This is a genomic window from Sphingobacterium sp. xlx-130, from assembly GCF_011007405.1.
GTDB lineage: Bacteria > Bacteroidota > Bacteroidia > Sphingobacteriales > Sphingobacteriaceae > Sphingobacterium > Sphingobacterium luzhongxinii.
This window is the reverse complement of record NZ_WFKN01000010.1, coordinates 73,537-86,141: the sequence shown is the minus strand read 5'-3', so window position 1 is coordinate 86,141 and position 12,605 is coordinate 73,537. Positions and strand designations below refer to the sequence as shown.

The window sequence follows — 12,605 nt, the reverse complement described above, 5'->3', positions numbered from 1 at the left end:
TAAAATAATGGGTTGAAAATTCTTTTTACTCTAATTTTAGCTTTATTTTTATGAAAAGGGACTACGCTATGAAAACTTTATCCATTCTATTATTGCTCGTAGGAATAGCTTTTGGGGGAGCTTATGGGCAAACGAATGTAAGACTTAATATTGTGCTTAATCATGTACAGAATTTGACTATTCATCCGGATCAAAATGAAGTGACCTTGACATATAACGATCTCCAAGATTATAAAAGAGGGGTGGAGGTTGTTAAGAACGCGCATCTTACGGTATTTAGTACTGGAGCTTATGAAGTTAAAGTAAAGCTGGCCAATGAAGAGTTTCTTAAATTGGGAGGTCAACCTACAGATCGATTACACATGCCGAATATAAAAGTAAAGGCAAGCCCTGTTGTTGGAGACCAGCAGGTCAGTTTGACGACCGGAGAACTTTCTGCTGGAGGGAGTAAGATTATCTCTTCCGATAGGCCCGCATTTGACGCGATCTATAATGTGACTTATCAAGGGCCGGGCGGAGAAGAGCTCATCCGATATGCTGAAAAAAATAAAACGATTATTTTTACCAACGATATTCTGTATAGTATAGAGACTCGATAAGGCGATATCGGGCTATTCCTGTAGCGCCTCAGCTACATTCTGTAGCGCAAAAACTACAAATAAAAACTACTGCATTTTTTCATATTTTTTGCGCCTAAAATCATACTTTGTGGCCTTTTTCGGTGATTACCTTTGTTCTGTTCTCAATGAGATAGAACAGGAAAATAACAGAAAATATATCTATAAAGAATATGAAAAAAGTAGTTTTAGCGTTAGCAGTAGCTTTCGCAGCAGTAGTAGGAACACAGGCACAAACAGCATCTTCTAGTTCTGTAAAAGTAAAAGTAAATGTAGAGTTGAACCCTTTTCAATCGATCGAAATAGGTGCGGGTGGTACCAATTCAGGGGGATACGGCGATGAGGTAACCTTAGTATATAATACGGCTGATGATTACAAGAGCGGTGTTTCTAAAGTTGTTGAAAAGCAATTAAAAGTATCTTCTGTAGGGTCTGGTTATAAGGTGCAGGCCACATTAGGATTCAACAGTGGCAACTCCGGCAAATTTAATAAACTTCAGGGTGGTGGTGTAGAAAATATCGATGCTGCTCAGTTACTAGAAATTGCGATAGGTAAATCAGGATCTGTGAGTGGTCTTACTACAGGAACTACAGCCACAGCAGGTATGGAGTTTGGGGGCTTCAGTAGCACTAGTACTGGCGAGTCATCTGTTTTGGATCAAGAGCTAGATGTTAAGTACTTTGGTAAAAAGCTAGACGAGGGGATGTTGAGAACACTTTTTGGAGACCAAAAAGACCAGGCAAAATATACCATTGATGTAGTTTATACGATTGCAACAAATTAATTTGACCGTCGTTATAAGGTCATATCAAAGGCAAGTGCGTTAACACTTGCCTTTTTTTATAGCGCTGTCAGAAATTTTTATTAATTTTCCGTTCAAAATCTACTTCCTATGCGATACTACCTATTTGTTTTCTTAGTTAACATCTTAATGTTTGCGATGGGTTATGCCCAGACAGGGCTTACTGTTGGTCCTCCACGCGTCTACTTTATTGCAGATGGAGGGCAAACACAGACACAGTATGTAGACGTCACTAACCCCAGCAAAGATTATGCATTGGATCTCGCTATCTCTTTCGAGGATTGGTCTTATTCTCCTACAGGAGATAATGTTCTTAGCCCCAAAGGTAGCTTGATAACCAGTTGTGCGAATTGGCTCTCGGTATCTGAACCATTTTTCGCATTGCAGCCGGGAGAGACGAAGCGACTACAGCTACAGATGCAAGTTCCTCAGGACAAAAAGTCTAGTGATGCCGTACCTGTGCATACGACGATGTTGTTTGTCACACAGTTGAATCCCCGGGTGAGCGAAGAGCGTGAAGGGGCTAATATTCGCTTGGCAGTCCGTTCAGGTATTAAGGTTTACCAACGTTTTAACGGAAGAGCTCAAACCGACATTGAGATTACGAATATGGCGTATCATTCGGTAGATAGTATTGGGCAATATCTTGAGCTGAGTTTTGATACCAAGGGGAATACATGGACAGAAGGTCAGTTGCGTATTGAGTTTTTGAATCAAGATACCGGCGAACGTTTTAAGATTGATGATATTCATATCTATAGTTTGCCGGGAGATCAGCGCAAGCAATATGTATTGCTTCCCGTAGAATTGAAGTCTGGTAATTATTTGGCAACGGGCATGTTGTTTTACGGAGAGGATAACGACGTGAAGGTTGCAGAGCTTGAGTTTGATTATGTTTCAAAACAGTAGGTTATATATTGTTATTTTTCTTAGTCTTATTTCCATCCCATGGGGTAGGGCTCAAGTAAAATTCACGGTCTGGTCGGACAGCTATGTGGAGGTTTCTTCCTATTTAGGCAAGAGCACCGGATCTCGTTTTAATACCTTTCAGTTTGAAGTAGGTAGTCAGTATGGTAATCTAAATATTCCTAACTGGTCACTCTCGGTACGTTTGTTGGCCCCGATACAACCTGTATCGGGAGGACCTAATCGTATCGGAAAGCCCTTCCCTGCAGATAAGATCAGTCTTCGATGGACAGAGGATGATAACCAGTCATTTTTAAATCTGAGCGGTATAGGAGCTAGTCGGAATGATATATTTTTGGCGAATAGTGGGGAAGTCTTTTTGATCGAAAAGTCTGTTCAGCCATTGCGTGGACGTAATAATCAAAACACTTTAGCTAGATTATTTGGAATGTTAACGATTGTACAAGGCAAATACCTGGAAGATTTTGTGAGTAGTGTTAACGAATGGACACATATCGAGTATGATATTCCATTGCAGTTTACCTTGTATGAACCGAATGGTAGGGTTATAGGCTATCAATATGTTACTTACAAGCTTCATATCAGGCCACGTCTTACGGATGGAAATGCGGTCGATGTCGAGCCAGATTATAGTTTGCAGATAGATGCAGCTGCCATGGATGCTTCATTACAGTTTTTTACGCGTGAACATTATGCGGATGGGGTGCAGTTTCAAGTAGATAATGCTATCCGTATTAATGCCAATACAGATTACGAATTGCGCGTCAAGTCCTTAGATCCTGAGATTAATAGGGATTTAGGAGGAGCTCTTCCCTTGTCAGTTCTTTCCTTACAGGTCGTACCGACGGCAGATCCAGGAAATACAATCACCAACCCTAAAATAGAGTTGTCTACAACAGAGCAGGTCGTATATTCGGGACGCTCTACAGACAAAAAGGTGATTCGTTATTTTAATTTACAATATGAAGCCCATTTGACACGATCACAGGTTCTTACAGCTCGTCCGGGGAATTATACGGTTTCACTTCTTTATCTGTTAATGCCAAAATAGCGAAGATGAATTCTCACCGAAAGCCTATTCTTCTGAATTTGCAGCTGTCTATCGTTTTGTTGTTGCTATCGTTTTTTTTCGTGCAGAAGGGCTCGGCACAGGGAAAAGTAGACTTAACCTGGACTATTGCGCCGAGCTTGGCTTTACAACCGGGGGTTAATAATTTAGATATAGAGATTGAGAATACGGGAAGCGTTGTTTTTAAAGGTTATGTCTCGTTAGAATTACCTTCAGATTTGACCAGCCTTAGTTCTGCGCGGGTAGCTGTTGAGATTGATGCAGGCAAGAAGCGGTTTATGTCCCTTAAATTACGCTCAGAAACATTAAGCTTGCTGAAAGGGAAAAGATTTCGTGTGCTTCTTTCTGATAACAGTAAACAAGAGCTGTTGAGCAAGTATATTTTACTAGAAGTTCCCTATAGGCGCTCCGTACAGCTTCAAGATAATTCAAGTATTCAATATCTTCGCAATATTGGTGACTCGATACAAATGCAGTTGCGTGTCGTCAATACAGGGACTACAGATGAGCAAGTAAAAATTCTTTTTTCTTCTCCCGACCGGATAGGAAAGATTGTCTTTCAGGAGATAAATCTACAGCTTACTTCAGGAGAAGATACGCTAATAAGGCGAAGTTTCGTGATCGAGCGTTATATGATGAATCTCGCTCAGTATACTGTAAGGGTTGCTGGAATATATGATAATAATGATGTGTTTGGGAATGTTAACATACTTTACGCGAATATTGTTTCTGAACGAAATTATCAGCAAATGTTTGCTCCTGATCATCGATTTGCGGGCTATAACCCCAATTATTTAGAGTTTCGGGTTTCCAGTATTTTAGATCCACAACCATCGTATAATATTCTTTCGGAAGGATCATATCGGCTTGGGGGTGGTCGGTTAGGCTACGCTGTATCGGCCAATCATTGGGGAGGAGATAAATACTGGAATATCAACAATACTTTTCTAACCTATGAAAGACGGGGGCACGGTGTGACGGTCGGAAATATACAAGAGAGCCTTGAAGCTCCTTTTTACGGAAGAGGAGCAGCATATACTTACCAAGATACGGCTAGCGACCAGCGGTTTTCAGGAGGTTTCATTCAACGTACTCACGATTTGTTGGGATATTATGGGCCGGATAATCCTGGGTTTACGGCATTTGCCCGTGTACAGTTGGCAGATCAAGAATCTCTACAAAAGCGTTATGATGGACAGGTCTTATACGATCAAAATCGTCAGGATAGTGTGACCTCTATCCTATGGACTAATCGTTTTGATATTCTTAAAAAGAAACATGCCGAAGGGATTCGGCTAGAAGGTTTTTTGGGAGCCGGGGTACAGCAATATCATGGCTTTTATCGAAAAGACGAAACATCCATGCCGTCTATTGCCATGGGGCTTAAAATGGATCAGCAATTACGAAAGTGGAGCTTCAGTAGTGACAATTATTACAGTTCAGGATACTTCCCCGGCAATCGGCGTGGAGCGGTGCAGTTGAGTCAACGGGTCAATCGCCGTCTTCGGCATTTTGGGCTAGGGTTGGGCTATTCTTATACAGATTATAGACCTGAATATCTAAATCCCTATTATAGAACTTTTAGCAGTGGCGTATCTCGATGGGATGTGCAGTTTTCTTTCCCTTTGTCTTCTGTTGGACAGTTTAGTATTATTCCGAGCTACAACAAGGAATACGCGGATTATATGGTGTATGAGGATATCATCAAACGTACTTCACGTTCAGCACTTTTGTTGGTGAATGCCAATCTTCGTTCTAGAAACTTAAAACACAGTTTGTTTTTTACCCTTGAGGGAGGAAGCATGTCTTTAGAGAATATTTCTTCACGTAGATTTGTTTTTCGTACGGATGTATCCTATAACTATGAACGGTTTGGCGTTTTTGGAAATTATCAAAATGGACCTTTTCAGGTTTATGATATGATGAGTGCATTTATTTTAGGAAGAGAATTTGGTTCGCGCTACTTGTTGGGTATGCGTTATCAAGGAAGTTTGATGCAACGGAAGCTCCGGTGGAATACAAGTGTTAATGGGCAGATGAACCAAGGGTGGGGAAAAACACTGAGTGGTAATTTATTTGCAGAATACCAGGTAGCCAAGAAAACACATTTGCAGACTACCTTTCAATACATGTACAATGTCGGGGTAACTAACTATCGATACGACAATGCCAATCTGCAGGTCGGGGTTCGTCAACAGTTTAATAGACAGAGTTTAGAACGTGTAGCTACGAAGTCGGGAGATTTAAAGCTATTTTGTTATTACGACAATAACGGTAATGACATTTTCGATGCAGGTGATGAAAGAGCTTCTGATTACGGTTTTATGGTACGTAATATTCTTTTTGTGACGGATAAAAAGGGAGAGGCTTCTTTCAAGAAAATGCCGTATGGTAGCTATATGTTGTTTTTTCCATTGAAGAATCAATACCAAGGAGGTTCACGATCCGTTGATATAGACGCGAAAAGTATGCGGATAGAAGTAGCTTTGCAGAAAGTAGGAAGCGTATATGGGCGACTGTTGTTAGATTATGATCCCGCATTACAGCTTCCGATTGACACTCGTTTGAGTATATATACAATAAGTGCACGTAATGAACAGGGAAGGGTTTTTACTGCAACCAGCGATGCGAAAGGTTTTTTCGAGTTGCATCTGCCTGAAGGGACCTATACTGTATATCCAGATGTTTCCAAATTTCAACAGCACGTATATTTAGAAGATTCGGCTTCCGCTATCCGGATTGATCCTGGCAGGAGCGTAGATCTTGGTACTTTTCGTTTGAAGGTAAAAGCTAAGAAAATAGATGTAAAGCGGTTTAGCATTAAAAAATAGCTTTTTTAGGAATTAAACACCTTTGAAGATCTGTTGGATATATAAGTTCATTTTTTTAGAAAGAAAATTTTTTTAGAAAGAAAATTTGTCTACATTCGTTTTAAGGCTTGCGCCCATGCAAACCGTAGACTATCTATGATTTATGAAGTGTTATTGACCTTAGGTATAATCCTTTTGGGATTTATGGTGTACATGCAGTATGTGAAAACTGGGAAAATGTATCTTTTTCAGGATGCTGTCAATGTACGACTCTCCGCTTGTTATTCTGACGAAGAAGTTTATCAGGATACAGCGCGTTCTTTGGTAAAGTTGCGTTTGGAATTATTGTCATTATCGCCCCACTACAGATGTATTTGTGTTGAGGAAATCGGCTTTTTAAAAAAAGATAACATACGTTTTAAGCAGTTCTCTCCTTTGTGTTTTACAGATTCAGCCCATGATAGAAGAGCTCGGGAGCTTTTTCTTTTAGTAGATACCGGACTTGTTCCTGAAATCAGACTGAATGGCCTGGAACTTTATATTAATGGGTATTTAGAATGCGCAGAGCAAAGTAAACACGCTATTTTTCAGAAGTTTATAGTTTTCGAACGTCCGGCAATTCCAGATAGTGAAGAGGAAAAGTATCTTGCCTGATCGTCTCTGGTGCGGTAAAGCTAAATTATCTACGTAGTTTTGTGATTGATTACCATTATAGTGGAGCCATGATTATACGTAAAAAGGAAAATTGGTTTAGGATGCTTTTTGTCTGGCACGGTTCAGTATTGCCCCAGTTATTGCCTCGCTTATCATTGCTATTTATCCTATCTATTGGCGTAGTATATTTTCACGGAACCTTATTTTCTTACAAAGTACCGCTTAATCCAGTACCTTTTACGTTATTTGGTTTTGTTCTTGCTTTATTTTTGGGATTTCGCAACAATGTGAGCTACGATCGTTTTTGGGAAGGGAGGAAGCTTTGGGGAAGCCTATTGAATGTCTCTCGGTCATTAACCCGGCAATCTTTGACCTTAGTCAGAGAAGTAGATTTGACGGATGTTCAGCTCTTTGTTTATCTGATAGGGGCCTTTATTGTAGCCCTAAAGCATCAGTTGCGCGCTACAGACCCGAGTAGCGATTTAAAGTCACGTCTATCTGCATCGGATTATAATCTTGTTATGGGCTCAAAGTATAAGCCGGCAGTTGTTTTAAGTCTTATGGCTCGTTGGGTTCAACGGGCAAAGGAAAACAATCGTATTGATTCGATCCAACAAGCTCGATTTGATGAAAATCTAGATAAACTGTCTGATATTTTGGGGGGGTGTGAGCGTATATCCTCCACGCCAATACCTTACAGTTATAAGGTTCTATTACACCGTACAGTTTATATTTATTGTTTGTTACTACCATTTGGGTTGGTGGATAGCTTGAGTTGGTTTACGCCGTTCATTGTTGTCTTTATTGCTTATACCTTTGTGGCTTTTGAGGCCATCGCCGATGAGATCGAAGAACCATTTGGTCAGGAAGCCAATGATCTTGGGTTGAATAGTATGAGTCTCATGATGGAAGAGACCATTCGCGAACTTATCGGTGAATCCGTTACTAGCCCAGAAGAGGGAGTTAGCAAGGTCGTCAAAATAGTGGATTAGGATATTTTGGTACATCGCTGCTTTGGTTCTTCTCACGAAAATGCCGATGAAGTTTGCCGTTGGTACCTCCTTATTTATCATTGCTGCTAAATCGCTACTCGGTTTTATAGGCGATCTGCAAGGTGACGAAATTATCGATTGGGATTTACTCCTGATGTTTACGATACTTTCAATCCTGGGTGTTTTTATAGGGATCTACCTGTCTAAGAAGATCGAGGGAAAACGACTGAGCGTTGCTTTTAGATGGTTTTTTTTGCTGATGGGGATCTATATTTTGATCAGAGAATTATTTTTAAAACAGGAGGGAGTGCAGCTAGAGGCACAATTTTATACCCGCAATTAAAAAGTAGAAGATATGTTTTTTCAACATGTATACGATAAAAGTTTAGCTCAAGCGAGTTACTTTATCGGTTGTCAGGCCAAGAACGAAGCTATCGTCATCGATGCACAGCGCGATATAGATGTGTATTTGCATATTGCTAAACAAAACAATATGAAGATCACGCATGTCGCTGAAACACACATTCATGCGGATTTTTTGAGTGGATCCAGGGAGTTGTCTGCGGCTACTGGAGCCGAACTCTATTTGTCTGATGAAGGAGGCTCCGAATGGCAGTACGAATTTGTACATCACGGATTGCGGCACGGAAACATCATTCGTGTTGGCAATCTGAGTTTAGAGGTGTTATATACGCCTGGACATACACCCGAGAGCATTAGCTTTCTATTGACAGATCACCCTGCCAGTGAAAGTCCTGTGATGGTGTTTACGGGAGATTTTGTATTTGTAGGTGATGTAGGTAGACCTGATCTATTGGAAAAGGCCGCAGGGATGGTCGGGACTCAGGAAAAAGGAGCTCGACAATTGTACCAATCTATTCAACGATTTGCTCAGCTCCCAGAGTATGTGCAGGTTTGGCCAGGTCATGGAGCCGGTTCAGCCTGTGGCAAGGCGTTGGGGGCAGTCCCGAGCACTACCATTGGGTATGAGAAGATTCGGAACTGGGCATTTCAGTATTCTCAAGATGAGCAGGGATTTATTACAAGCCTGTTAGATGGACAGCCAGAACCACCGACCTACTTTGCCATGATGAAACATCTTAATAAAGTCGATAGACCATTACTTGTCGAGGTTCCGCAGCACCCGAAACTAACAAGAGATCAGTTTCTGGAAGCGTATTCAAAAGGCCTAACTGTGATCGATACCCGTAATAAAGTGGATTTTGCAAAGGGATTTATACCGAATAGCCTAAATATACAGGCGAACAATTCATTTGCGACTTGGTGCGGTTGGTTATTGGATTATCAACAACAGTTTATACTGATAGCGGAGGATCATCAGATGGAGGATCTCACACGAAAACTGATGCGTATAGGGCTAGATAATATGTTCGGTTATATTTCCAGTGTCAATGATTTGACGATAGATCTGGAGCAGGAGACAATTATTGACATGGAGGAATTTAGATCCTATATCGGCGATCCAAACGTACAGATTGTAGATGTGCGAGGTGCTTCCGAATATCTAGATTACCATGTAGAAGGAGCTGAAAATATTTTTGTAGGGACTTTGTCCCAAAACCTGGATAAGTTTAATAAAGATAAGCAAATTGTTATTCACTGTCAGAGCGGAGATCGGTCTACAATAGCGCAGTCATTGTTGGCAAAGTATGGGTTCAAGGATGTAAAAAACTACTCGGCAGGGATGAAAGAGTGGAGGTTGTATTTCTAGATAGACTAGAAATAAAAGGTTCTGCATCGTAAGGGCCTGTTGTCTCTAGTGAGTAAGGGTATTTATAGCAAAATTTCTTTGATGAGCTTTATGTTCTACATTTTTTTGTTGTTAAAGCAGGGAAAAAGCCGCACGTTCTTGATAAGAAGTTAATCGTGGAGCGGAGCTCTTTGGTTAAAAAATGTTAATGGAGTAGGGTTTTGGCTCGCTTCTTGTTTTTTGACGGTGTTTACAAGTATATTTTAGTATGAAGAAAAATTACATTTTTATTTTCCGTGCCGTTGCGGTTCTCTTTTTAGCTTTTACATTAGTTCGTTGTAGTGACGACAAGGAAGCTGTCAGTCCTGATGTTACCGTTATTGCAGCAGCTGATTTACCTCAACCGTCTAAAGCTACCCTTAGCGCTTATTTTGGCGAGGCTGCAGTTAAACAAGTAAAGCAGCTTTCTGTACCTAACATCTATAATTCGATATATTCTGTAACCTTGAGTTCAAAACTTGAGATTGATTTTGATAAGAGCGGAATCTGGACAGAAATTGAGGGCGAAGATGATACCGCTATTCCTACAGCGTTTATTGCGGAGGAGGTTCCGGGGATTTATGAATATCTACAGGTTAATTATGCAGATTATTATGCCGTGGAGTTAGAACGTGAACATTTCGGCTTTACGGTAGAACTTAACAATGGGGTTGATATCGTATTTGATAAAGAGCAGAAGTTTATTGGCTTGGATATGGATGATGACGACGAAGTTCGTATTCCAATTGCCGATTTACCACAGGTGGCACGTACATTCTTGATGAATCATTTTGGAGGTACTGAAGCGATAACTGTAAAAAAAGATACCGAGGATAAGAAGCTGTCTTATACTATATATCTTACGAATGGCATTAAAGTCGAGTTTGACGGTAAAGGTGACTGGACAGAGATTGAGAGCAAGCGTCAGCAAGCTATCCCAATGAGCTTGTTGCCTGCTAAGATTGCAACGTATGTTGCTAATGGATACGCACCTTATATTCTTGTTGATGTAGAGATCGATGACGACGGATCGTATTCATTAGAGTTATACAATAAAGATTCAAAGCATGATATCGAGCTGGAGTTTGATGGCAATGGCAATTTCCAAAAGGTTGATTAATGTTATCCCTACACAAAAGGAGGTATTTCAGCACCTCCTTTTGTGTAGTTACAAACCATCGCTTTATGGGGACCTTATTTCTGTTCTTTTCAATATGAGTTTCTCCGTAGGTAGGTCATCCTCTGTTCCTACAAAATAGCTTTCAAATCCAAATTTCTCTAAGAGCTTTTTTGAGGCGATATTATCCGGATCAATAATTCCAATAATATCTTGTTTTGGAAAGGATGCGCTTGCCAATGTAAGCATCTTCTTACAGATTGATATTCCATACCCCTTACCCCAATACTCTTTTTTTAGTATATATCCTATTTCCAGAATTGAAGGATCATATTTATAGCGTTCCAATTTACAGTCGCCGATAAAAACATTAGTTACGTTATGGATTTTAAAATATCCTAATTTTTCTTCTTGATGATTGATTGCTAAAATAGACTTAAACTTTGCTTGGGCTTGCTCTTCTGTTAGTGCTTTTCCCGTTATATAACGCATTAGATCGTTGTTATAAACTAGCGTTGTATAAATGCCAAAATCTGACGCGGCGTACTTTGAATAAAATATTCTGTTCTCGTTCATGATTAGCTGGTGTATCTAGGTGTACCTTATTCGTTTATGATTGGTAGGAGTCGTTTGTCGATAGGGGACAATTTATAAGATCTTCAAAAGCAAACGTTGGTATGCGTTTGCAATTTTCATCATTCCTAAGTCATTTGGGTGTGCATAATCTACGGTTGAATTAATATCAAGACCGAGTTCGTGCTCGCTGACCCAATATAGGTGTTTTATTCCTTCTTTCGTTAATGTACCGTAAGTCGTTTTAGCAACCTTGGAAGAGTTTCTATATTCCTGCATAGTATGGATATTTAAGAAACCAGGCGTATTCGCCGAACTGTGAGCCGCTAGTATGATGGGGATTTCTGGGTGTTTTTTTCGAATAGTTCTCACTGCATTAGATAAAAGAGCTTCTAGATCAGAAGCAGTTCGTTCTGCTGTTAACGCTAAGTTCGGGATACAATCGAGTATAAATGCTGCTGCATTTTCCTGTGTGATCAGATCCAAAATCGGTTGCTCCAGACGACCGTTTCCCGAAAAGCCAAGGTTAATCACAGGGTTCGTAATTGAACGCCCCAATATATTGGTCCAAGCCAATCCAGGGCGTGTAGCACAAGCTCCCTGCGCGATAGAAGTCCCATATACAATAATAGGTTTCTTATTTGGACTGTTCGCGAATTTTATAGAATTACTTTTGTTACCAGCGATTTCAATCCATTGTAGACTATTGTATAAAGGTAGGTAAAGTCTGTACGTCCCGTCATTTGACTTTCCAAGATTTGCAAATACATAAGTTATCGTGTCTTTAAAGCTGTAGTTTCCAAATGCCCAACCCCAACTTTTAGAAGACTTATCCTGATAATATAAATCCACGCCGCTGACTCCTGTTGATGGCATATGAGGCATATTCAATCCACTTTCCACCTTATAACGAACATAAATGGTGTCGCTACTTGTTCGGAAATCAACATAACTACCTGCTGTGTTCGTGCCCAGTGACCATACTGGTTTTCTTACATTTCCCTTCAAACGTTCAGGAAGCCTACCGAGTGTGCTTGATTTCCTAACCTCCTCTACTCTGCCCATTACCACATCGCTTGCGATTCGGGTATATTGGGCCTGTGCGTTATTCCAAAATAGCACAAATGAGAAAATGTACAAGCAATACCTTAAAATGTAGTCTTTATTAGTTATCATCATAGTTGTAACTTAAATCAGTTTATGTCTCTGGTCCTCCAGCTGCATAGGAGGTGTTGAATAAAAATACATGTTTTTAAGTTGTTTTAGTAGATTTCATCGCAATTTAAAGAACCA

Annotated in this window: 12 protein-coding genes; 10 read left to right on the top strand and 2 right to left on the bottom strand. The window is 40.2% G+C overall.

What is annotated here, in order from left to right:
- The first annotated feature begins 68 nt into the window (after positions 1–68).
- The 10 genes from G7B18_RS16240 (at position 69) to G7B18_RS16195 (ending at position 10,742) form a co-directional block, all read left to right on the top strand.
- Positions 69–599 carry a hypothetical protein gene (locus G7B18_RS16240; RefSeq protein WP_164111532.1) on the top strand — a complete coding sequence of 177 codons (531 nt, stop codon included), beginning with the start codon at positions 69–71 and terminating at the stop codon, positions 597–599.
- 191 nt (positions 600–790) lie between these two features.
- Positions 791–1,402, top strand: coding sequence for a hypothetical protein (locus G7B18_RS16235; protein ID WP_164111534.1), 612 nt, complete (start codon positions 791–793; stop codon positions 1,400–1,402).
- 108 nt (positions 1,403–1,510) lie between these two features.
- Positions 1,511–2,329 (top strand): molecular chaperone, encoded by an 819-nt coding sequence (locus G7B18_RS16230; protein WP_240452884.1) that lies wholly within the window; start codon positions 1,511–1,513, stop codon positions 2,327–2,329.
- A complete protein-coding gene (locus G7B18_RS16225; protein WP_164111536.1) occupies positions 2,313–3,398 on the top strand; it encodes a hypothetical protein in 1,086 nt (361 codons plus the stop codon). The genes G7B18_RS16230 and G7B18_RS16225 overlap by 17 nt, the downstream gene beginning before the upstream one ends.
- 5 nt (positions 3,399–3,403) lie before the next feature.
- Positions 3,404–6,247 carry a carboxypeptidase-like regulatory domain-containing protein gene (locus G7B18_RS16220; RefSeq protein WP_164111538.1) on the top strand — a complete coding sequence of 948 codons (2,844 nt, stop codon included), beginning with the start codon at positions 3,404–3,406 and terminating at the stop codon, positions 6,245–6,247.
- A 135-nt stretch (positions 6,248–6,382) separates the two neighbouring features.
- Complete coding sequence (locus tag G7B18_RS16215) at positions 6,383–6,880, top strand: hypothetical protein (protein WP_164111540.1); 498 nt, start codon at positions 6,383–6,385, stop codon at positions 6,878–6,880.
- 68 nt (positions 6,881–6,948) lie between these two features.
- Positions 6,949–7,872 carry a bestrophin family protein gene (locus tag G7B18_RS16210; RefSeq protein ID WP_164111542.1) on the top strand — a complete coding sequence of 308 codons (924 nt, stop codon included), beginning with the start codon at positions 6,949–6,951 and terminating at the stop codon, positions 7,870–7,872.
- Between the two features lie 22 nt (positions 7,873–7,894).
- Positions 7,895–8,215 (top strand): sulfite exporter TauE/SafE family protein, encoded by a 321-nt coding sequence (locus G7B18_RS16205; protein WP_370626389.1) that lies wholly within the window; start codon positions 7,895–7,897, stop codon positions 8,213–8,215.
- A 12-nt stretch (positions 8,216–8,227) separates the two neighbouring features.
- Positions 8,228–9,604: an MBL fold metallo-hydrolase gene (locus G7B18_RS16200; protein WP_164111547.1), complete on the top strand. Its 1,377-nt coding sequence runs from the start codon at positions 8,228–8,230 to the stop codon at positions 9,602–9,604.
- Between the two features lie 247 nt (positions 9,605–9,851).
- Positions 9,852–10,742 (top strand): PepSY-like domain-containing protein, encoded by an 891-nt coding sequence (locus G7B18_RS16195; protein ID WP_164111549.1) that lies wholly within the window; start codon positions 9,852–9,854, stop codon positions 10,740–10,742.
- Between the two features lie 63 nt (positions 10,743–10,805).
- Here the strand turns inward: G7B18_RS16195 and G7B18_RS16190 are convergent, their stop codons facing one another.
- On the bottom strand, positions 10,806–11,315 hold the full coding sequence (locus G7B18_RS16190) for a GNAT family N-acetyltransferase (protein ID WP_164111551.1): 510 nt from the start codon (positions 11,313–11,315) through the stop codon (positions 10,806–10,808).
- Positions 11,316–11,387: 72 nt separating this feature from the next.
- Complete coding sequence (locus tag G7B18_RS16185; protein WP_164123465.1) at positions 11,388–12,491, bottom strand: SGNH/GDSL hydrolase family protein; 1,104 nt, start codon at positions 12,489–12,491, stop codon at positions 11,388–11,390.
- Between the last annotated feature and the right edge of the window lie 114 nt (positions 12,492–12,605).